The sequence below is a fragment of the Micromonospora sp. NPDC049201 genome (genome assembly GCF_055586805.1).
Genome location: NZ_JBVJHM010000003.1, coordinates 383025 through 404680, shown reverse-complemented (window position 1 = coordinate 404680; position 21656 = coordinate 383025). Strand labels below are relative to the sequence as shown.

General features: G+C 74.0%; 19 protein-coding genes. 11 read left to right on the top strand and 8 right to left on the bottom strand.

The window, feature by feature from the left end; all coding sequences use genetic code 11:
* Positions 1-112: 112 nt before the first annotated feature.
* Positions 113-1870: an aa3-type cytochrome oxidase subunit I gene (gene ctaD / locus ACZ6O5_RS08990; protein WP_465975628.1), complete on the top strand. Its 1758-nt coding sequence runs from the start codon at positions 113-115 to the stop codon at positions 1868-1870.
* A gap of 334 nt (positions 1871-2204) precedes the next feature.
* On the opposite strand, the gene ACZ6O5_RS08985 is transcribed toward ctaD, so the two are convergent.
* The 4 genes from ACZ6O5_RS08985 to ACZ6O5_RS08970 all read right to left on the bottom strand — a co-directional run bounded on the left by ACZ6O5_RS08985 (position 2205) and on the right by ACZ6O5_RS08970 (position 8057).
* On the bottom strand, positions 2205-3422 hold the full coding sequence (locus ACZ6O5_RS08985; protein ID WP_465975626.1) for an MFS transporter: 1218 nt from the start codon (positions 3420-3422) through the stop codon (positions 2205-2207).
* A 62-nt stretch (positions 3423-3484) separates the two neighbouring features.
* Entirely contained in the window at positions 3485-4066 is a 582-nt protein-coding gene (locus tag ACZ6O5_RS08980; RefSeq protein ID WP_465975624.1) for an isochorismatase family protein, read from the bottom strand.
* Positions 4067-4081: 15 nt separating this feature from the next.
* Complete coding sequence (locus ACZ6O5_RS08975; RefSeq protein ID WP_396776320.1) at positions 4082-5368, bottom strand: nicotinate phosphoribosyltransferase; 1287 nt, start codon at positions 5366-5368, stop codon at positions 4082-4084.
* A gap of 16 nt (positions 5369-5384) precedes the next feature.
* On the bottom strand, positions 5385-8057 hold the full coding sequence (locus ACZ6O5_RS08970) for a LuxR C-terminal-related transcriptional regulator (protein WP_465975622.1): 2673 nt from the start codon (positions 8055-8057) through the stop codon (positions 5385-5387).
* A 193-nt stretch (positions 8058-8250) separates the two neighbouring features.
* Here ACZ6O5_RS08970 and ACZ6O5_RS08965 point away from each other — a divergent pair, with 193 nt between their 5' ends.
* The 10 genes from ACZ6O5_RS08965 to ACZ6O5_RS08920 all read left to right on the top strand — a co-directional run bounded on the left by ACZ6O5_RS08965 (position 8251) and on the right by ACZ6O5_RS08920 (position 16320).
* Positions 8251-9813, top strand: coding sequence for a P-loop NTPase family protein (locus ACZ6O5_RS08965; RefSeq protein WP_465975620.1), 1563 nt, complete (start codon positions 8251-8253; stop codon positions 9811-9813).
* Positions 9814-9916: 103 nt separating this feature from the next.
* Positions 9917-10207 carry an ATP-dependent Clp protease adapter ClpS gene (clpS, locus tag ACZ6O5_RS08960; protein WP_107162392.1) on the top strand — a complete coding sequence of 97 codons (291 nt, stop codon included), beginning with the start codon at positions 9917-9919 and terminating at the stop codon, positions 10205-10207.
* A 61-nt stretch (positions 10208-10268) separates the two neighbouring features.
* Positions 10269-10766 carry a DUF2017 domain-containing protein gene (locus ACZ6O5_RS08955; RefSeq protein ID WP_199199973.1) on the top strand — a complete coding sequence of 166 codons (498 nt, stop codon included), beginning with the start codon at positions 10269-10271 and terminating at the stop codon, positions 10764-10766.
* A 55-nt stretch (positions 10767-10821) separates the two neighbouring features.
* The gene (locus tag ACZ6O5_RS08950) at positions 10822-11310 is read left to right on the top strand and encodes a M67 family metallopeptidase (RefSeq protein ID WP_343443220.1); all 489 of its coding nucleotides are present in this window, start codon (positions 10822-10824) and stop codon (positions 11308-11310) included.
* A gap of 70 nt (positions 11311-11380) precedes the next feature.
* Positions 11381-11737, top strand: a complete 357-nt coding sequence (locus ACZ6O5_RS08945) for a MoaD/ThiS family protein (RefSeq protein WP_465975618.1) — start codon at positions 11381-11383, stop codon at positions 11735-11737.
* A 10-nt stretch (positions 11738-11747) separates the two neighbouring features.
* Positions 11748-12713 carry a PLP-dependent cysteine synthase family protein gene (locus tag ACZ6O5_RS08940; protein ID WP_465975616.1) on the top strand — a complete coding sequence of 322 codons (966 nt, stop codon included), beginning with the start codon at positions 11748-11750 and terminating at the stop codon, positions 12711-12713.
* Positions 12714-12937: 224 nt separating this feature from the next.
* A complete protein-coding gene (locus tag ACZ6O5_RS08935; protein ID WP_465975614.1) occupies positions 12938-13684 on the top strand; it encodes an MBL fold metallo-hydrolase in 747 nt (248 codons plus the stop codon).
* 54 nt (positions 13685-13738) lie between these two features.
* Entirely contained in the window at positions 13739-14467 is a 729-nt protein-coding gene (gene rph / locus ACZ6O5_RS08930; RefSeq protein WP_107162398.1) for a ribonuclease PH, read from the top strand.
* Positions 14464-15087, top strand: a complete 624-nt coding sequence (gene rdgB / locus ACZ6O5_RS08925) for an RdgB/HAM1 family non-canonical purine NTP pyrophosphatase (protein ID WP_465975612.1) — start codon at positions 14464-14466, stop codon at positions 15085-15087. The genes rph and rdgB overlap by 4 nt, the downstream gene beginning before the upstream one ends.
* Before the next feature lie 9 nt (positions 15088-15096).
* The gene (locus ACZ6O5_RS08920; protein WP_465975610.1) at positions 15097-16320 is read left to right on the top strand and encodes a hypothetical protein; all 1224 of its coding nucleotides are present in this window, start codon (positions 15097-15099) and stop codon (positions 16318-16320) included.
* A gap of 74 nt (positions 16321-16394) precedes the next feature.
* Here ACZ6O5_RS08920 and hutH read toward each other — a convergent pair whose 3' ends face one another.
* The 4 genes from hutH to ACZ6O5_RS08900 are packed head-to-tail and all read right to left on the bottom strand — an operon-like array spanning position 16395 to position 21656.
* Positions 16395-17933, bottom strand: a complete 1539-nt coding sequence (gene hutH / locus ACZ6O5_RS08915; protein WP_465975608.1) for a histidine ammonia-lyase — start codon at positions 17931-17933, stop codon at positions 16395-16397.
* Entirely contained in the window at positions 17930-19096 is a 1167-nt protein-coding gene (gene hutI / locus ACZ6O5_RS08910; RefSeq protein ID WP_465975606.1) for an imidazolonepropionase, read from the bottom strand. The genes hutH and hutI overlap by 4 nt, the downstream gene beginning before the upstream one ends.
* Complete coding sequence (locus ACZ6O5_RS08905; protein ID WP_465975909.1) at positions 19093-20439, bottom strand: formimidoylglutamate deiminase; 1347 nt, start codon at positions 20437-20439, stop codon at positions 19093-19095. Before ACZ6O5_RS08905 ends, hutI begins: the two co-directional genes overlap by 4 nt.
* Positions 20436-21656 (bottom strand): allantoate amidohydrolase, encoded by a 1221-nt coding sequence (locus ACZ6O5_RS08900; protein WP_465975604.1) that lies wholly within the window; start codon positions 21654-21656, stop codon positions 20436-20438. The genes ACZ6O5_RS08905 and ACZ6O5_RS08900 overlap by 4 nt, the downstream gene beginning before the upstream one ends.

The following is a 21656-nucleotide window of genomic DNA, read 5'->3' as shown; positions in this document are numbered from 1 at the left end:
GCCGCCCACCCCACGCGGCGGGGCCACCTACCGGGGACTATCCTCCTTGCGGATGACGGCTGCGCCGATGACCAGCGCGCCGAGCGGGACAACCCAGAACCGGAGGCCACTCGTGACCACCGTCGCACCCAAGCCGGTCGTGACCCGGCCCTGGCCGGTCCGCGAGCCGGTCAAGGGGTCGGCCCTCGCGCGGCTGCTGCGCACCACGGACGCGAAGCAGATCGGGATCATGTACATGGTCACCGCGTTCGCGTTCTTCATGATCGGTGGCCTGATGGCCCTGATCATGCGCGCCGAGCTGGCGCGACCGGGGCTGCAGTTCCTGTCGCCCGAGCAGTACAACCAGCTCTTCACCATGCACGGCACGATCATGCTGCTGTTCTTCGCGACGCCGATCGTGTTCGCCTTCGCGAACTACGTGGTGCCGCTGCAGATCGGCGCGCCCGACGTGTCGTTCCCCCGGCTGAACGCGTTCGCGTACTGGCTCTACCTCTTCGGCGGCACGCTGGCCGTCGCCGGCTTCATCAGCCCCGGCGGCGCGGCCGACTTCGGCTGGACGGCCTACACGCCGCTGAGCAGCGTCGAGCACTCCCCGGGCGTCGGCGCCAACATGTGGGTGGTCGGCCTCGCCATCTCCGGTCTGGGCACCATCCTCGGCGCGGTCAACCTGATCACCACGATCCTGACCCTGCGCGCGCCCGGCATGACCATGTTCCGGATGCCGATCTTCACCTGGAACATGCTGGTCACCAGCCTGCTGGCCATCCTGGTCTTCCCGCTGCTGGCCGCCGCGCTGTTCGCGCTCGCCGCGGACCGCCTGCTCGGCGCCCACGTGTACGACCCGGCGACCGGTGGGCCGATGCTCTGGCAGCACCTGTTCTGGTTCTTCGGGCACCCCGAGGTCTACATCGTGGCGCTGCCGTTCTTCGGCATCATCACCGAGATCATCCCGGTCTTCTCCCGAAAGCCGATCTTCGGTTACAAGGGCCTGGTGGCCGCCACCGTGGCCATCGCCGCGCTGTCGATGAGCGTCTGGGCGCACCACATGTTCGCCACCGGCCAAGTGCTGCTGCCGTTCTTCAGCTTCCTGAGCTACCTGATCGCGGTGCCCACCGGCATGAAGTTCTTCAACTGGATCGGCACCATGTGGCGGGGGCAGGTCACGTTCGAGACCCCGATGCTCTGGGCGATCGGCTTCCTGGTGACGTTCCTCTTCGGTGGCCTGACCGGCGTGCTGCTGGCCAGCCCGCCGATCGACTTCCACCTGCACGACTCGTACTTCGTGGTGGCGCACTTCCACTACGTGCTGTTCGGCACCATCGTGTTCGCGGTCTTCGCCGGCATCTACTTCTGGTTCCCGAAGATGTTCGGCCGGATGCTCGACGAGCGGCTCGGCAAGATCCACTTCTGGCTCACCATGATCGGTTTCCACACCACGTTCCTGGTGCAGCACTGGCTCGGCGCCGAGGGCATGCCCCGCCGGTACGCCGACTACCAGGCCGACGACGGCTTCACCACGCTGAACATGGTCTCCACCATCGGCGCGTTCATCACCGGCATCTCGACCCTGCCGTTCATCTGGAACTGCTGGAAGTCGTACAAGACCGGCCCGGTGGTCGAGGTCGACGACCCGTGGGGCCACGGCAACTCGCTGGAGTGGGCCACCACCTGCCCGCCGCCGCTGCGGAACTTCGACCGGATGCCGCGGATCCGCTCCGAGCGGCCCGCGTTCGACGTGAAGTTCCCCGAGCTGGCCGCCGGGCAGAGCGTCGCCGGCCCGCCGGAGGGCGGTGCCAAGCCGCTGACCAGCGAGGTCAACGGTGGCGCCAGCTACCAGGAGGACACCGCCGGGAACCTCGACCAGCGCTGACCCGATCAGCCCACGACGGGCGCCGCACCCCTCCCGGGGCGCGGCGCCCGTCGCCTTTCCCCCCGCCCCGGGCGCCCCCCCGTTGATCAAGGAGTTTGCGTCGGCGATGGCCACCGACCCGACGCAAACTCCTTGATCAACGGGTCCGGCCGAGCCGACGAAGCGGTCGGGCAGTTCGCCGGGGTCCGGCACCGCGTGGCGGAGGTCGGACGTCGAGAAGTGGGTGCGGGAGCACCGACCCGATCTGTCGGCTGACTGAGAGGTCACCGGCGGTGTGGGTGCGTCTGGTGTCGCTGTGGCGACGGCAACCGCACCCGACGCTTCGGGGGTGCGGTCAGCGGAGGGCGGTGACCGGTTCCGGCTGTGCGGTGGGGGCGGACGGCGGGGTGCGGCGGTGGCGCAGCTCGACCGGGAGCACGACCAGCGCCACCAGGAGGCCGACCGCGCCGGTGACCGCGAAGCCCCAGGCCGGGGCGGAGGCGTCGATCACCGCGCCGGCCAGCGGCGCGCCCAGGGCGATGCCGACCGTGACGGCGGAGCCGTGCAGACCCATCGCCAGGCCGCGCACGTCGGGCGGAGCCAGCCGGCTGACCGCGTCCGCGGTGGCCGCGATGGTGGGCGCGCAGAGCGCGCCGGTCGGGATCAGCGCCAGAGCGAGCAGCCACCAGTGCGAGCCGCCCAGCCCGACCGGGATGGTGGTGAGGCTGAGCACCGCCACCAGCGCCAGCGGGGAGAACGAGCGGCGTACCGCGCCGTAGGCGAAGCCGCCCACCAGCGAGGCGACCGCCCACACGGCCAGCACAACGCCGGTCCACCCGACCTCGCCGCCGGCCCGGAGCACCGCCACCACGGCGACGTCGGTGCCACCCAGCACCAGCGTGGCGGCCAGGCTGACCGCCAGCACGGAGAGCAGGCGCGGGGTGAGCCACTCCCGACGCGGCACCGCGCGCCGTGGGCCGGCCGGCTCGTCGACGCCCCGGGTCGGCGGGTTCAGCAGCCAGAAACAGATGCCGGAGGCGACGATGCCGGCGCCGACCGCCCAGAGCGTGAGGCGCGGCGTGACGGTGGTCGCCAACGCCACCGCGGCCGCGGGGCCCACCATGAACGACAGCTCGACCGACATCGAGTCCAGCGCGTACGCCGGGCGTCGTTGCTCCGCCGGGACCAGCGCGGCGATGGACTGGCGGACCACCGAGAAGACCGGCAGCGCGAGCAGCCCGGCCAGGAACGCGGCGGGCAGCAGCACCGGGTAGGAGAGGGTGGGCGCGGCGGCCCAGAACACACCCTCGACGACCGTGCAGAGCAGCAGCACCGGCCGCAGGCCGTGGCGGTCGACGAGCCGGCCGAGCAGCGGCGCGCCGATCGCCGTGCCGACGGTGGCCGCGGCGCCGACCAGGCCGGCGGCACCGTAGCCCCGCCCCAGGTCGAGCACCACGTAGAAGGTGAGCGTCACCCCGACCGCGGTCAGCGGGATGCGGGCCAGCACGGACACCAGCAGCAGCGAGCGCAGACCGGGCAGGGCCAGCGCCTCCCGGTAGGGCTTCAGGTTCACGACGGCCGCACCTCCCGCGCCATCCTGGGCCGGAGGTACGACAGTCGCAAGCGATTACCTGGTCAAGCGGCCTTGATCACAGGGTCACCGACCATGGCGACACCGGCGCCGTCGAGCGCGCGCAACGCCACGTCGAGCGTCGCCGGCGCGACGGCGGCGGTCAGCTCCAGCAGCACGGTGGTCCGGAAGCCCTCCCGGGCGGCGTCCAGCGCGGTCGCGCGGACGCAGTGGTCGGTGGCGATGCCGACCACGTCGACCCGGTCCACGTCGTGCCGGCGCAGCCAGTCGGCCAGGCACTCGCCGTCGGGCGCGTGCCCCTCGAAACCGGAGTACGCGGCCGCGTGCTCGCCCTTGTGGAAGACCGCCTCCACCCGGCCGGTCTCCAGCTCGGGGTGGAACTCGGAGCCGGACGTGCCGACCACGCAGTGCCGGGGCCAGGAGTCGACGAAGTCCGGCGGGTCACCGAAGTGCGCGCCCGGGTCGACGTGGTAGTCCTTGGTCGCGACCACGTGGTCCCAGCGGTCCGGTTCGGCGGCGAGCAGCCGGGAGATGCCGCCGGCCACCCCGGCCCCGCCACCGACCGCGAGGGAGCCGCCCTCGCAGAAGTCGTTCTGCACGTCCACGATGATCAACGCGTTCGCCATCTGGTCGGTCCCTTCTCAGGTCGCGGGTACGACGGTCACCGGCACGGCCGGGTCGCCGCCGGAGAGCTTGAGCCCCTCCCACGGGATGGAAATCAGGCACTCTCGCAGGTGTTCCCGGGACTCGTCCAGCGTCGGCAGCGTCACCGGCTCGCCGGACACCACGTACGAGTGCTGGAGCAGCCGGTCGTTGGGCTGCCGGTCCGGCACGCCCTGCGGCACGATGACCTCCTCGGTGGCGGTGCCGGTCGGCTTGTGCCGGCGGACGGCGACCTTCCGGCCGCCGATGGTGGACTTGTGCTCGGAGCGCTTGACCACCGGCCGCCCCTCCACCTCGACCAGCTTGTAGACCAGGCCGGCGGTGGGCGCGCCCGAGCCGGTCACCACCGCGGTGCCGGCGCCGTACATGTCGACCGGCTCGGCGGCGAGCGAGGCGATCGCGTACTCGTCCAGGTCGCCGGAGACGATGATCTTCGTCTCGGTGGCGCCGAGCGAGTCGAGCAGCTCACGGGACTGCTGGGCGATCACCGCGAGGTCACCCGAGTCGATCCGGACCGCCCGCAGTTCCGGCCCGGCCACCGCGATGGCGTTGCGGATGCCCTGTGCGATGTCGTACGTGTCGACCAGCAGCGTGGTGTCCTTGCCCAGCGTGGCGACCTGGGACGCGAACGCGGTCCGCTCGTCGTCGTGCAGCAGGGTGAACGCGTGCGCGGCGGTGCCGGCGGTCGGGATGCCGTAACGCTGCCCGGCGGCCAGGTTGGAGGTGAACCGGAACCCGGCCAGGTACGCCGACCGCGCGGCGGCCACCGCGGCCTCCTCGTGCGCCCGGCGGGAGCCCATCTCGATCAGCGCCCGGCCCCGGGCGGCGGTGACCATCCGGGCCGCCGCCGCGGCGATCGCGCAGTCGTGGTTGAGCACGGAGAGCACCAGCGTCTCCAGCACCACGCACTCGGCGAACGAGCCGGACACGGTGAGGATCGGTGAGCCGGGGAAGAACAGCTCACCCTCGGCGTAGCCGTCGACGTCGCCGGTGAACCGGTAGTCGGCCAGCCACTGCGCGGCCCGGTCGTCGACCACGCCGGTCCGGCGCAGGAAGTCGATCTCCGTCGGGTCGAACCGGAAGTCGCGGATCATCTCGATCAGCCGGCCGGTGCCGGCGACCACCCCGTAGCGTCGGCCGGCCGGCAGCCGCCGGCTGAACACCTCGAAGACGCAGCGTCGGTCGGCCGTGCCGTCCTGAAGCGCGGCGCTGACCATGGTCAGCTCGTAGTGGTCGGTCAGCAGCGCGGGGCGAAGGGTGCTCACCGCCCCAGCCTAGAGTTCAGGCCGGATCCGTGCCGTCGTGCCCCGGCATCGAACCCAGCGCGGCCCGCAGCTCGCTACGGCGGGTGACGCCGAGCTTGCTGTAGACGCGTTGCAGGTGGTTCTCCACCGTGCGGGTGGAGAGGAACAGCCGTTCCGCGATCACGCGGCTGGTCAGCCCGGTGGCGGCGAGGCGGGCGATCTCCCACTCGCGGTCGCTGAGCGCCGGCCGGAGCAGCCGCAACGCCGGGGTGGAGATCTCGTCGCAGCGGCGCAGCAGGTCGGCGAGGCGTTCCCGGGCCGCCCCCGGAACGCCGGCCCGGGCGTCCCGCATCCGGTGCAGCGCCATCGCGGTCGCCTCGGCGGCGTAGACGACCAGCTCCCGGTCGGCGAAGCCGTCGGCGACCGTGAGCAGGTCGTCCGGGGAGCCGTCGAGCGCGGCCCGCGCGAACCGGGCGACCAGCGGCGGCAGCACGCCGTCGATCTGTTCGGAGAGCTCCGCCAGGCGCTGCGCCACCGAGCGCCGGCCGCCGTCGGTGCAGGTGGGACCGACCGGGGCGGCGGCCTGGTCGAGCCGGACCAGGTCGAGCAGGACGAGCAGCTCGTGGCCGGCGAGACCGTCCTCGCGCAGCCGGTCGGCCAGCGCGCAGAGGTGCTTGACGGCGCCCGGCAGGTCACCGGCCACCGCCTGGGCGGCGCCCCGGGCCTGCTCCAGCCACGGGTAGAGGATCGCCATCCCGGGCGCGTGCGTGCGGTCCGCCTCGGCCATCGCCTCGGCGGCGTGCGCCGCGTCCCCGCGCAGTGCCGCGGCCTGGGCGCGCTCGGCGTGGGCCAGGCCGGCGTAGACCCGGCTGGTGGTGAGCACCGCGCAGGCGCCCAGGCTGGTCCGGAGCGCGTCGCCGCCGCGCCCGCGCAGCCGTGCCGCGTACGCCTGGAGGATGGCCAGGTAGCCGCTGCCGAGCCGGAAGTCGCCGGCGCCGGCCAGATCGGCGAACTCGTCGGCGACGATCGCGTCGATGCCGGCCAGGTCGCCGGAGAGCGCCAGCCGGGTGCCCCGGGCCAGTTCCATGGCGAGCTGGAGGTAGGGCATGTCGGAGCGCCAGCACGCCGCTTCGGCCTGCACCCGGGCGATCGCGGTGGCGCTGCGACGGTACTGCCCCTGCGCGGCCTGGAGGTGGGCCAGCGTGCAGCGGGCCAGCTCCCGGGCCGCCATCGGCGCGGCGGGGCGGTCCAGCACCTCCTGGGCCAGCCGCACCGCGACGTCGACGTCCAGCCGGTGCAGCCGCATGATGGCCTCGAAGGCGCGGACCCGGGCCCGGTCGGCGGGATCGGCCAGTTCCGCGCCGCGAGCGGCGATCTCCTCCACGGTGGACTCCCGGTTGAGCCCCCAGTAGCTCACCATGCCCCGGACGGTCAGCCAGCGGCTGCGCCGGCGGTCGTCGTGGATCTCGCCGGCGACCTGGTCGAGCACCCGGATCGCCTCCTCCGGCCGGTCGCCGAACATGAGGATGGTGGCGAGCAGTTCCGCGGCGTCCGTGCCGCCGCCGGCCTCCAACGCGGCCCGGGCCAGCCGGGTGGCCAGCGGCACGTCGTACCGGCCGAAGGCCTGCACCGCGGCGTCGAGCAGCAGCGTCACGTTCTGCGCCGTACCCGAGTCGAGCCGCCACACCGCGACCCGCAGCAGGTCGTCGCGACGGCGCTTGCCGACCTGTTCCAGCAGCTCGGCGAGGGTGGCCTGGAGTCGGCGGGTGCGGCTGACCGGGCAGTGCCGGCGCATCACCTCGCCGTAGAGCGGGTGGGCCAGCCGGACGTTGAGCCGCCGGTCGTCGCGGACCATGGCGATGAGCCCGCGTTCCTCGGCGGCCTCCACGTCCGCCGGCTCGACCGCCCGTTCCAGCAGGTGCAGGCCCAGCGGCTCGCCGAAGGCGACCAGCTCCACCACCGCCCGGACGCCCGGGGTCAGCCGCCCGATCCGGGTGTCGATCAGGTCGGTGAGGCTGGGCGCCAGCTCCAGCCGGCCGGTCCACCGCCAGATCCCGTACCTGCGGTCGAGCTCGTCGCCGGCGGCCAGCACCAGCTCGCGCAGCAGCAGCGGGTTGCCGGCGGAGAGCCGGAACAGCCGGTCGGAGGAGCCGGCGTCGACCGGGCCGCCGAGGATCGCGGCGAGCAGGCCGGTGGTCTCGCTACGGCCGAGCGGGCCCAGCTCGACCAGGTCGACCAGGTCGTCGGTCCACAGCGCGCGGATCGGCAACGGGATCTGCTCGCCGTTGCGCAGCGTCCCGATCACGGTGGCGTTCTCCGAGCGGGCGACCAGGTGCACCAGCGCCGCCGAGGGCGGGTCGAGCAGGTGCGCGTCGTCGATGGCCAGCACGATGGGCCGGCCCGCGGCCTGTTCCTGAAGCAGATCCACCGCCCAGCGCAGGATGCCGGCGGGGGAGAGGCCCTGCGGTTGCGCGGCGGGGAGCACCTGGACCAGCCCGCCGAACGGCAGCGCGGCGGTGGTGGCGCTGGCCGCGACCGACCAGATGGCGAAGCGCTCGGGGGAGAGCGCGGCCACCCCCTCCCGCAGCAGGCGGCTCTTGCCCACCCCGGCGTCGCCGCTGAAGAGCAGGCCGTGCCCGTCCGGACCGCCGATCGTGGATGACAGCCTGTGGAGTTCATCCGCTCGGCCGACGAACTCCCACCTGGTCATCGAGGCAGCATATCGATGGAATGCCCTCCGCGCGCACGCCGTCACGCAGTGAAGTTGAGTAATCTGGCAATTACTCGTGAGTACCGGATGTGTTCGGTGTCGGATGGCCGACACCCGTACTCTTCCGACATCCCCGCCGGGGACAGTTCCCGCGACCGGGCCGCGCCCGGCCGCCTCACCGGGAGGCCGTCTGATGAAGCCGGGTCCACTCCCTTCGGTCGACGTGCCCGATCCGGGCGAGCGGGCCGAGCCGCCGCGATGCGCCGCGCTCCCGACCCGCCTCGGCGTGACCGCACCGGGCCCGGACGAGCCGCTCGCCGTGGTCGCGGCCGGCCCGGCCGGCGCCGGGCGGCGCGAGCTGGTCGCCGGTCTGCTCGGGGTGCCGGCCGGGACGCTGGCCGTGCCCGTCGGCAGCCACCTGCTCGTCAACCACGCCAAGGTCGCCACCCGGGCGGCCGGTGTCCCGGGCTACCGCCACCCGCTCGCGTACGGCGCCGACCCGCTCGCCACCGGTCCCGCGTTGGCCCGGCCGCCGCGCCGGGTCGAGCTCAGCCTGCCCGACCCGCTGCTGCGGCACTTCGCGGTGCTCGACACGCCGGACACCGCCGCGCTGGGGGTGGCCGGTGGCCGGGTGCTGCGGGACGCCGTGGGCCGGGCCGGCGCGCTGCTTTTCGTGATCGCCGCCGACCAGGCGTTCAGCGCCGCCGAGCTGCACCTGCTGACCGAGGTGGCGCGGGCGTCGGTCGAGGTGTTCTTCGTCGTCACTCCCGGCGGGACCGGCTGGGCGGTGCCGGCGGACGGCGCGACGGCGGAGGGCACGGGGGCGTCCGTGCCGTCGCCCGGCCCCGCCGGCCCGCCCGGCCCCGCCAGCCCGCTCGACCCGGTGGCGGTCTCCATCGCGGCCCACCGGGCGGTGCTGCTGGCCGCGGTGCCCGCGCTCGCCCGGGCCCGGTGGTTCCCGGCCCGCCGCACCGAGCTGCCGAACCTGCGCCGGGCGTTGGTCGGGTGGGCCGCCGGTGAGGGGCTGCGACGGGCCAGCGCCCGGCCGCCCGAACCACCCGGCGCGCACGGCCGGGTGCCGGTACTGACCGGCGTCGAGCCGGCCGAGCTGGCCGACCGGCTCGACCGCCAGGCCCGCTCCTGCACCCAGCGGATCCGCCAGCACCTCGCGCTGGAACTGGCCAACATCCACCTCCGGGTGGTCCAGGAGATCGTCTTCGGGGTCGGCTGCGCCGGCCTGCCGCCGTTGCTCGACCGTGAGCTGGAGGCGCTGTCCCTGCTCGCCACCGCGCAGTGCGACGAGGCGGTGCGCGGCATGGTCGACGACGCCGCCGCCCGGGTCTTCGGCGCGCCGCTCGCCGAAGGCGTACGCCGGCGGATCACCCGCGCCGTGCGCTGGGGCCTCGCCGACCATCCCGACGGCCGGGAGCTGGACCGGGTGCTCCTGGTCACCAGCACCGCCGGGGTCGCCTCGCTGGCCGGCGTCGGCGCCCTGGACGCGCTGGCCGGGCTGCCCGGCGCGGCACGCGACGAGGCGCTCCCGCCGGTCGGCGTGGCGCTCAACGGCGGCTGCTGGCAGCACTGGCGCGCGCCGGGCAACGACGATCCGAACGCCGCCCGGTCCTGGGCCCAGCGCGCCCTGCGCGAGGTGGAACTCGAACTGTCCCGCGAGGTGTCCCGTCGCTTCGAGGTGATCCGTCTCTCGCTGGGTGGGGTGCTCGCCGATGCTGTCGACCACGGCATCCTGCTCGCCTGAGGCCGGGGTCGCCGGGCGCGCGCCCGCCGTCCGGGCGGGCGATCCCGACCGCCGCGCCGTTCCGGTTCATCGGTTCGGCGGATCCGGTGGCACGATGGGGGGCATGGCGGCTCCACAGGTTGCGCCGGTCGAGACGCCGGACACCACAGAGGTGCCGGTCTCCGACCGGCCATGGGTGACCATCGTCTGGGACGATCCGGTCAACCTGATGACGTACGTGACCTGGGTGTTCCAGAAGCTGTTCGGGTACAGCAGGGAGAAGGCGGAGCAGCTGATGCTGGACGTGCACCACAAGGGCAAGGCGGTGGTCTCCAGCGGGGCCCGGGAACGCATGGAGCACGACGCGGCGCAGCTGCACGCGTACGGCCTGTGGGCGACGGTGGACCGGTCGTGAGCGTGCGGAGTGAGCCGGTGCTGCGAGCCCCGCAGTCGGGACCGAGGGCGGCGCGGTGAGCATGTTCCGTCGCCGGGGCGACAGCTACGTGGCCAGTTTCGCGGTGGACGAGGTGCGCGTGCTGCGCAAGGTCGCCTCCGAGGTGGTCGGGCTGCTCACCGACGGCTTCGACCACGGCGACCCGGTGGTCGGCCGGCTCTTCCCGGAGGTCTACCCGGACGACGACGCCGGCACCGCCGAGTTCCGCCGCTACACCGAGGGCGACCTGAAGACCGCGAAGATCGACCAGGCCGGCGCGATCCTCGCCGCGTTGCCCGACGGCGACGCGGGCGGCGAGGTGCGGCTGGACGCGGAGGCGGCCGAGGCGTGGCTGCGGGCGCTCAACGACGCCCGGCTGGCGATGGGTGTCCGGCTGGAGATCAAGGACGGCACCGACCTGGGTGAGGAGCTGGACGACGCGGTCGCCGCGGACCCGGCCTCGTCCCGGGTGTTCCAACTGTCGGTCTACGCCTATCTCGGATATCTCCAGGAGTCCCTGCTCAACGCGCTCATCGACTGAGTGGTGACGGCGGCCACCTCGCCGCCCGGGGTGGCCAGGCGCTAGGCTGGTCGACGTGCTGAGCATCGACCGGTCGATCATCGACGCGATCGTGGCCCACGCGCGCCGGGACCACCCGGACGAGGCGTGCGGCGTGGTCGCCGGTCCCGCCGGCGGCGACACCCCGACCCGGCACATCCCGATGGACAACGCCGCCCGTTCGATGACGTTCTACGAGTTCGACTCGATGGAGCAGTTGCGGGTCTGGCGGGAGATGGACGACCGCGACGAGGAGCCGGTCGTCATCTACCACTCGCACACCGCGACGGAGGCCTACCCGTCCCGCACGGACGTCTCCTTCGCCGGCGAGCCGGGTGCGCACTACCTGCTCGTCTCCACCCGTGAGCCCGACACCGAGGAGATCCGTTCCTTCCGGATCGTCGACGGGGTGGTCACCGAGGAGCCGGTCGAGATCGTGGACGCCGCCGTGGACCCGAACGCCGTCCAGTCCTACATGTTCGGGCAGAGCCCGGCGACGGTCGACTACGAGTGTTCCGGCCGCTGATCCCCCAGCGCCGGCATGCCCTTTCCCGTCCGTCACCTGGCACGACCCTGAACGAGGAGCACGAGACACCATGGCCATCGAGGTTCGCATCCCCACCATCCTGCGCAGCTACACCGGCGGCGCGAAGGTCGTCGAGGGCAGTGGCGACACGCTCGCCGACCTGCTCACCGACCTGGACTCCCGGCACGCCGGCCTGCGGGGCCGGCTGGTCACCGACGCCGGTGCGTTGCACCGGTTCGTCAACGTCTACGTCAACGACGAGGACGTCCGCTTCCTCGGCGCGCTGGACGCGAAGCTCAACGACGGCGACAGCGTGACCATCCTGCCGGCCGTGGCCGGCGGCGCGTTCGGCTTCGCCGCCGCAGCGGCGCTCGCGTCGCACAGCGCCGCCGCGGCGGCGACCGCGCGCGCCGTCGCCGTCCGCTAGGCGGCCCGCCATGGCGCGGTACGACAGCCTGCTCGACGCCTCCGGGGGCACGCCGCTGGTCGGCCTGCCCCGGCTCTCCCCGACCGTGCCCGACGGGGCGCCGCCGGTACGGCTCTGGGCCAAGCTGGAGGACCGGAACCCGACCGGCAGCATCAAGGACCGCGCGGCCCTGTTCATGGTCCGCGCGGCCGAGGAGGCCGGCCGGCTCCGTCCCGGCGACACCATCCTGGAGCCGACCAGCGGCAACACTGGCATCTCGCTGGCCATGGTGGCGAAGCTGCGCGGCTACCGGCTGGTCTGCGTGATGCCGGAGAACGTCTCCACCGAGCGGGTGCAGCTGCTCCGGATGTACGGCGCGGAGATCATCTTCTCGCCGGCCGCCGGCGGCTCGAACCAGGCCGTCGCCACCGCCAAGCAGATCGCGGCCGAGCACCCGGACTGGGTGATGCTCTACCAGTACGGCAACGAGGCGAACGCCCGGGCGCACTACGAGACGACCGGGCCGGAGCTGTTGCACGACCTGCCGAGCATCACCCACTTCGTGGCCGGGTTGGGCACCACCGGCACGCTCATGGGCACCGGCCGCTACCTGCGGGAGAAGGTCGACGGCATCCAGATCGTGGCGGCCGAGCCGCGCTACGGCGAGCTGGTCTACGGCCTGCGCAACATCGACGAGGGCTACGTGCCCGAGCTGTACGACGCCGGGGTGCTGTCCCGGCGCTTCTCGGTGGGCACCCGGGACGCGGTGCTGCGTACCCGGCAGCTCGTCGAGGTGGAGGGGATCTTCGCCGGCTTCTCCACCGGCGCCATCCTGCACGCCGCGCTCGCCGTGGCGCACGAGGCGGTGAAGGCGGGTCGCCGCGCCGATGTGGCGTTCGTGGTCTGCGACGGCGGCTGGAAGTACCTGTCCACCGGGGCGTACGGCGGCACACTCGCGTACGCCGAGGACGCGCTGGACGGTCAACTCTGGGCCTGACGGCCCGGTGGCGATCCGGTCGGTGGGGACACACCGGCCGGATCGCCGCGATCTCCCGGATCCTGGACGCGTATGGGTGTCACGTTGATGACAACTTCCGGTAGATGATTCTTGCCCGACCGGCCGCCGCGTAGGCTGCGCAGCGTGGCGAGCGCGTCGGTGGAGATCAACGACGGGGCGGCTGCCGACGCATCGACTACCCACGGTGAGATCGAGGCAACCGGATGCGACTGACCGTCCTCGGCTGTGCGGGCAGCTTCCCGGGCCCCGAATCGCCCTGCTCCGCCTATCTGATGGAGGCCGACGGGTTCCGGCTCCTGGTCGACTTCGGCGCGGGTTCGCTCTCCACGCTCCAGCGTTACGTCGGGCTGCACGCCCCGGACGCCATCCTCCTCACCCACCTGCACTGCGACCACATGTTCGACGCGGTGAACTACGTGGTGGTGCGCCGGTACGCCCCGGACGGCCCCTACCCGCCCCTGCCGATGTACGCGCCCTCCGGCGCGCCCGACCGGCTGGCCAGCGCGTACGGGCAGGAGGAGGGCACGGTGGAGGACGTCTACCAGTTCTACAGCCTCCAGCCGGGCACGTTCCCGATCGGCCCGTTCACCGTCACCGTCGACCGGATGAACCACCCGGTCGAGACGTACGGGGTGCGGCTGGAGCACGGTGGCCGGGTGTTCTGCTACTCCGCCGACACGGCGCCCTGCGAGGCGCTGCTGCGCCTGGCCCAGGACGCCGACGTGTTCCTCTGCGAGGCCAGCTACCTGGACGGCATGGACAATCCGCCGGACCTGCACCTGACCGGCCGGGAGGCCGGTGAGGCGGCCACCAAGGCGGGGGTGGGCCGTCTGTTGCTCACCCACCTCGTTCCCGCGTGGGGCAGCGAGTCGCACACCGTGGAGTCGGCGGCCGGGGCGTACGCCGGGCCGATCGAGGTGGTCCGGGCCGGCGCCGGCTACGACGTCTGAGCACACGCGGGCACCGGCAGGCGGCGCGATCGGCGCACCGCATAGGGTGCAGGCATGGCGCGACCTGACGGGCGGCGGCCCGACCAACTCCGACCGGTGACCCTGACCCGGGGCTGGAGCACCCACCCGGAGGGCTCGGTGCTCGTCGAGTTCGGCGCGACGCGGGTGCTCTGCACGGCCAGCGTCACTGAGGGGGTGCCCCGCTGGCGCAAGGGTTCCGGGCTGGGCTGGGTGACCGCCGAGTACGCGATGCTGCCGCGAGCCACCAACACCCGCTCCGACCGGGAGAGCGTCCGCGGCAAGGTCGGCGGTCGCACCCACGAGATCTCCCGGCTGATCGGTCGCAGCCTGCGCGCCTGCGTCGACCTCAAGGCGCTGGGCGAGAACTCCGTGGTGCTCGACTGCGACGTGCTCCAGGCCGACGGCGGCACCCGCACCGCCGCGATCACCGGCGCGTACGTCGCGCTGTACGACGCGGTGACCTGGCTGGCCGAGCGCAAGTCGCTGACCGGCAAGGTGGAGAAGGTGATGCACCGGTCGGTGTCCGCGGTCAGCGTCGGCGTGATCGGCGGCGAGCCGATGCTCGACCTCTGTTACGCCGAGGACGTGACCGCCGAGGTGGACATGAACGTGGTCTGTACCGGCGCCGGCGACTTCGTCGAGGTGCAGGGGACGGGCGAGGCCGGTGTCTTCGCCCGCGACCAGCTCGACGCGCTGCTCGACCTGGGCGTGGCGGGTTGTCTGGAACTGGCCGACGCACAGCGGAAGGCGCTGAACCTGTGACCGACAACAAGGTGCTGCTGGCCACCCGTAACCGCAAGAAGCTCGTCGAGTTGCAGCGGATCCTGGACGGCGCGCTCGGCGCCCACCGGGTCGCCCTGGTCGGCCTGGACGACGTGCCGGAATATCCGGAGCTGCCGGAGACCGGCCTGACGTTCGGCGAGAACGCGCTGATCAAGGCGCGGGAGGGCTGCCGGCGCACCGGCCTGCCGACCATCGCCGACGATTCGGGCATCGCGGTGGACGCGCTCAACGGCATGCCCGGCGTGTTCAGCGCCCGCTGGTCCGGCCGGCACGGCGACGACCGGGCCAACCTCCAGCTCCTGCTGGACCAGGTGGGCGACGTGCCGGACGAGCACCGGGGCGCGGCCTTCGTCTGCACGGTGGCGCTGGTGCTGCCCGGCGGCAAGGAGCACCTGGTCGACGGCCGGCAGCCGGGCCGGCTGCTACGCGCGCCGCGCGGCGAGGGCGGGTTCGGCTACGACCCGATCTTCCTCGGCGACGGGCAGGAGCGGACCAACGCCGAGCTGACGCCGGCGGAGAAGGACGCGGTCAGCCACCGTGGCAAGGCGCTGCGGGAGCTGGCCAAGCTGGTCGCCAAGGTGCTTCCGACGGCCGGCTGACGGCGTCCCGTGACGGAGCGGACGACCGTGGACCTCGCGGGTCCAGGCGTGCTGTGGAGCCGGTGGGGGGTGCTCGGCGCGACTCTCGCCGCGCTCGGCCACGACGACGTCTGGTGGATCGACGCCGACGGGGCCCACCACGACGACCACGGGGGCAACTGGGGGCGGCTGGTCCTCGTCGCCGACGACCGGGCGGTGCTGTTCGGCTACGACCACGAGTACAGCGACACGGTGGACGCGAGCCCCCCGATCGACCTGCTCGCCGGTGCGCCCGCCTGGCTGCCCTGGGCGGAACTGGTTCGGCACGCCGACGACGACCAGCTCGGCTACGTCTACTGGCACGAGCACGGCGACTGGCACCGGGTCCGCTACCCGGACCGGGTCGCCGACGGCCTCCCGCAGACCGTCGGCGCCGTCCTCGACGCCGACCGCGCCCGCCGGGAACTGGCGGAGGTGGTCTTCGAGTGGGCCGGGCACGACGTCGACGACGAGGCGGAGCGGGTGGACGTGGCGACCCACGCCGACCGACTGCTCGCCGCCGCGGCCGGCCACGCGGTCGACGCGGCTGCGCTCACCGGTCTGCTCGGGCGGGTCCGGTCCGTTCCGGTCGATCTGGACGCCGCCCTCGCCTCGGCAGCGAGGGCCGGTCTCACCCCCGGCACTGTCGTACCGGTCGTGCCGGCGAATGCCGAGGTGCCGCCCCGGCGGGTCCGGAAGCTCAGTGAGACGCAGCACGAACGGCTGGTCTGGGCGGCCATGGGTGAGGCGGCCGAGCTGCCCCGCCCGGAGCCGGCCGGCACCGGGGCACTGGCGGCGCTGGTGGACTGGGCGCGGCTCCGGGCCCCGGGCGCGGACGGCCGGTCCTCGGTGATCGTGGAGGCGCTGGACGGCGCGATGCGCCAGATTCCGGGCGAGTGCTGCCCGGTGGACCGGCCCGGGGACGGTTTCCGGGACCTCTTCACGCTGGTCGAGGAACTCCGGGCGGCCGAGGCCGATGCCCGGCACGGGCGCTGGATCTTCCTGCGGTTGGCGACCACGTCGGACGGTTTCTCCGTCGAGCGCCGTTACGACTCCTGGCCGGACTGGATGGGGTCGCGGGACAGCGGCCCGTGGCTGTCCCACCTGCGCACCGAGATGCGGTCCCGGGCCGCCGAGTTCCGCCCCCCTTGGAGCGCCCTGCTCGACCCGGACGTCGCCTACCTTCCCACCCCACCCGCGGACCCCGGTCGCTGATTCACGGAAAGCGCGGCCGTTCGACGTCGAATGGCCACGCTTTCCGTGAATCCGTGCGAAAGCAGGGGCGGGCGTCAGGCGAGGGGGCCGGTGGCGCGCTCGATGGCGGCGCGTAGGTCGGGGCCGGCGACTACGGATCGGGCCGCCTCGATCAGCGGGGCGAGGAAGACGTCCGGACCGGGGTCGCCGATCGTGTCGCCGAGCGCGTCCAACGCGGCCCGGCCGGCCGGGGACGGCTCCAGCGGCGCGCGGAGCTGGAGCCCGCGTACCGCCGCCAGCAGCTCCACCGCGAGCAGGCTGGTCAGGTTGTCCAGCACGGTGCGCAGCTTCTTGGTGGCCGCCCAGCCCATCGAGACGTGGTCCTCCTGCATGCCGCTGGTGGGCAGCGAGTCGACCGAGGCGGGGGCCGCCAACCGGCGGTTCTCCGCGACGATGCCGGCGGCGGTGTACTGCGCGATCATCAGCCCGGAGTTCACCCCGGCGTCGGGGGAGAGGAACGCCGGCAGGTCCCGGTTACGGGCCACGTCGAGCAGCCGGTCCACCCGCCGCTCGGCGATCGCGCCCACCTCGGCGGCGGCGATGGCCAGGTAGTCGGCGGCGAAGCCGAGCGGCGCGCCGTGGAAGTTGCCCGTCGACTCGACCCGCCCGTCCGGCAGCACCACCGGGTTGTCCACCACGGAGGTCAGCTCCCGGCCGGCGACCACCTCGACGAAGTCCAGCGTGTCCCGGGCCGCGCCGGCCACCTGCGGCGCGCAGCGCATCGAGTACGCGTCCTGCACCGCGTGGGCCAGGTCGTCGCGGTGCGAGTCCATCACCGCCGAGCCCTGGAGCAACCGGTGGATGTTCGCGGCCGAGGCGGCCTGGCCGGGGTGCGGGCGGATGGCGTGCAGCTCGGGCAGGAACGGCCGCTCCGAGCCGAGCATCGCCTCGATGGCCAGCGCGGCGGTCACGTCGGCCATGGCGAACAGGTGCCGGGCGTCGGAGACGGCCAGCAGCAGCATGCCGAGCATGCCGTCGGTGCCGTTGATCAGCGCCAGCCCCTCCTTGGCGGCCAGCTCGATCGGGGCCAGCCCGACCCGGCGCAGCGCGTCCGTGGCGGGGATCCGGTCGCCGGCCGGGCCGAGCACCCAGCCCTCGCCGAGCAGCACCAGCGCGCAGTGCGCCAGCGGCGCCAGGTCACCTGACGCGCCCAGCGAGCCGTGTTCCGGCACCCACGGGGTGATCTCGTGGTTGAGCAGGTCCACGAGCGCCTCGGCGACGAGCGGGCGGACGCCGGAGCGGCCGAGCGCGAGCGAGCGTACCCGCAGCAGCATCATGGCCCGCACCACCTCGCGGGGCATCGGCGCGCCCACCCCGGCCGCGTGCGAGCGGATCAGCGCGGCCTGCAACTCGGCCCGTCGCTCGGGGGCGACGAACGTGTTGGCCAGCGCCCCGAACCCGGTCGAGACGCCGTACACCGGGCGGCCGGCGGCCTCGATGCCGTCCACGATGGACCGGCTGGCCGCCATCGCCTCGACGGCGGCGGGGTCGAGCACGACCTTGGCGGTGCCGCGGGCGACCGCGAGCACGTCGGTGGGGGTGACCCCGGTGGACAGGATGGTGACGGTGGTCATCGTGGCACTCCGTTGTGCAGAACCTGACGGATCAGTGGCACCCCCGGCCGGTAGGCCAGGTGCAGGTGGGTCGGCGCGTCGAGGACGACCAGGTCGGCCCGGGCTCCGACGGTCAGCCGCCCGACGTCGGTGCGGCGCAGCGCCGCCGCCCCGCCGGCGGTCGCCGCCCACACCGCCTCCGCCGGGGTCATTCCCATCTCGCGTACGGCGAGCGCGACGCAGAACGGCATCGACGAGGTGTACGACGAGCCGGGGTTGCAGTCGGTGGCCAGCGCCACGGTGACACCGGCGTCGAGCAGCCGGCGGGCGTCCGGGTAGGGCGACCGGGTGGAGAACTCGGCGCCGGGCAGCAGCGTGGCGACCGTCTCCGAGCCGGCGAGCGCGTCCACGTCGGCGTCGGTCAGGTGCGTGCAGTGGTCGACGCTGGCCGCGCCCAGTTCCACGCCGAGCCGGACGCCCGGCCCGGGGCCGAGCTGGTTGGCGTGTAGCCGGACGCCCATCCCGACCGCCTGCCCGCAGGTGAGGATCGCCCGGGCGTGGTCGGCGTCGAACGCGCCCCGCTCGCAGAACACGTCGATCCAGCGGGCGTACGGCGCGGCGGCGGCCAGCATCGGCCCGCACACCAGCCCCACGTAGTCGTCGGGCCGGTCGGCGTACTCGGCGGGCACCACGTGCGCGCCGAGGAACGTGGTGTCCTCGGTGAACTCGGCGGCGATCCGCAGCGAGCGGGCCTCGTCGGCGACGCTCAGGCCGTACCCGCTCTTGATCTCGACGGTGGTGGTGCCCTGCCGCCGCATCTCCGCGCGCAGCCGGCCCACGGTGGCGCGCAGGTCGTCGTCGGAGGCGGCGCGCGTCGCGCCGACGGTGGTCCGGATGCCGCCGCCGGTGTACGGCTCGCCGGCCATCCGGGCGGCGAACTCGGCGGCCCGGTCACCGGCGAAGACCAGGTGGGCGTGGCTGTCCACGAAGCCGGGCAGCACCGCCGCGCCGGCGGCGTCGACGCGCCGGCCGGCGGCGGGCGCGTAGCGGGCCGGACCGACCCAGGCCACCCGCCCGTCCTCGACCAGCAGCGCGGCGTCGCGGCGGACGCCCAGCGGGTCACCGCCCCGGCCGTCGTTGGTGACCAGCTCACCGATGTTGTCCACGAGCAGGCTGCCGGTCATGACGTGACCGCCGCGATCGAGTCCCGCAACTCGGTGGGGACGTCCACGGTCAGGTGCCGGCCGTCGGCCACCACGGTCCGGCCGTCCACCACCACCTGCGTGACGTCGGCGGCGGTGGCCGCGAAGAACACACCGACCGGCGGCACCCCGGCGGTGCGGGCGCTGTCCAGCCGTACCGTCACCAGGTCGGCCCGGTCGCCGACGGCGAGCCGGCCGGCATCGCCCCAGCCGAGCGCGGCGTGGCCGGTCACGGTGGCGGCGGCGAACAGTTCGGCGGCGGTGAAGTGCCCGCGCCTGCGGGTGCGCAGCCGTTCGTCCAGCTCCACCGCGCGGGCCTCCTCGAACAGGTCGACCACGGCGTGGCTGTCGCTGCCCAGGCTGAGCGGGCTGCCCGCCTCGACGATCCGCCGGGCCGGGCCGATCCCGTCGGCCAGGTCCCGTTCCGTGGTGGGGCAGAGGCAGACTCCGGTACGGCTGTCGCCGAGCAGCGTCACGTCGGCGCCGGTCGGGTGGGTGGCGTGCACGGCGGTGGTGTGCCGGCCGAGCACCCCGTGGTCGGCCAGCAGCCGGGTCGGCGTGCAGCCGTGCACGGCCCGGCAGGCGTCGTTCTCGGCCGGCTGCTCGGAGACGTGCGCGTGCAGCGGCAGCCCGTGCCGGTCCGCCCAGCCGGCCACAGTGGCGAGCTGCCCGGCCGGCACCGCGCGCACCGAGTGGATCGCCGCGCCGCGCCGCACGTGCCCGTCGGTCGGGCGGAACGCGTCGACCCGTTCCGCCCAGCGCAGCGCGTCGCCGTCGCCGAACCGGCGCTGCGGTCCGACCAGCTCCGCGCCGTCGACGCCCGCCGTCAGGTACGCGGCGTCCAGTAGCGTGAGCCGGATCCCGGCGTGCGCGGCGGCCTCCACCAGCGCGGCGGACATCGTGTTCGGGTCGTCGTACCGGGTGCCGTCCGGGCCGTGGTGCAGGTAGTGGAACTCGCCGACGCAGGTGATCCCGGCGAGCGCCATCTCCGCGTACGCGGCCCGGGCCAGCGCCAGGTAGGAGTCGGGGTCGAGGCGGGCGGCGACCGCGTACATCGGGTTCCGCCAGGACCAGAAGTCGCCCCGGCCGGCGTGGGTACGCCCGCGCAACGCCCGGTGGAACGCGTGCGAGTGGGCGTTGGCCAGGCCGGGCAGCGTCAGGCCGGGCAGTCGGACGGCGTCCACCGTCACGCCGGCGGCCGGCGGACCGCCACCGGTCAGCGGCGTGACCGCGGTGAGCCGCCCGTCCGTCGCCTCGATCAGCACGTCCGGCGTGGGTTCGGCGTGGTCGGGCAGCCAGGCGTACTCGGCCAGCCAGCGGGTCAGCGGCATGCCAGTTCCTCCAGCACCCGGGCCAGGGCGGTCACCCCGGCCGCGCAGTCGGCGTCGGTGGCGGACTCGGCCGGGGAGTGCGACACCCCGGTCGGGTTCCGCACGAACAGCATCGCGGTCGGCAGGTGCGCGGCCAGCACCCCGGCGTCGTGCCCGGCGCCGGTCGGCAGCGTCGGCGCGTCGAGCAGCGCGACCAGCCGCTCCGCCAGCCCGCCGTCGAACGCGACGAGCGGCGTTGCCGACTCCCGCGTGCAGGTCAGCGCCGTGCCGTCCCGGCCGGCCCGCTCGGTGGCCTTGGCGCGTACCGCCTCGACCAGGCCGTCCAGCGTCGCCGCCTCGGCCGCCCGGGCGTCCAGCCAGCCGGTCACCCGGGACGGGATCGCGTTGGTGGCGTTCGGCTCGACCGACACCCGGCCCACGGTGGCGTGCGCGTCGCGCAGCCGGGCCTCCTTGTTCGCCGCGAGCACGGTGAACGCGTAGGTGAGCATCGGGTCGCGCCGGTCGGCCATCCGGGTCGTACCGGCGTGGTTGCCCTCGCCGGTGAAGTCGAACCGCCACCGGCCGTGCGGCCAGATGGCGGACGCCACCGCGACCGGCGCGTCCGTGTCGACGAGCGCGCGGCCCTGCTCGACGTGCAGCTCCACGAAGGCCGCGAAGCGGCCGAGCAGCGCCGGGTCGGCGCCCGCCGGCCGCCCGCCCAGCGCGTCGGCGAAGCTCACCCCGGCCTGGTCGCGCAGCCCGGCCGCGCGGTCGACGTCGATCTCGCCGGTGAGCAGCCGTGACCCCAGGCAGGGTACGCCGAACCGGGCGCCCTCCTCCTCCACGAACGCGGCCACCACGACGGGCCGACTCGGGGTGGCCCCGGCGGCCCGCAGCTCGTCCACGGCGAGGAACGCGCTGACGATGCCGAGCGGCCCGTCGTACCCGCCGCCGTGCGGCACCGAGTCGAAGTGGCTGCCGGTGAGCACCGCGCCGCCGGTCGCCGGCTCGCCCCACCAGGCGAACAGGTTGCCGTTGCCGTCCTCGCTGACCGGCATTCCCCGCCGGTCGGCCTGCTCCCGGAACCAGCCGCGCAGCCTGCGCTCCGGCTCGGTCAGCGCGTACCGCAGGTAGCCGCCGCTGCCGGCGTCCCGCCCGACCGGCGCGATCTCGTCCCACAGCACGCGGAACCTGTTAACAAGGGGCCCGTCCTCTACCGAATGCGTTAACAA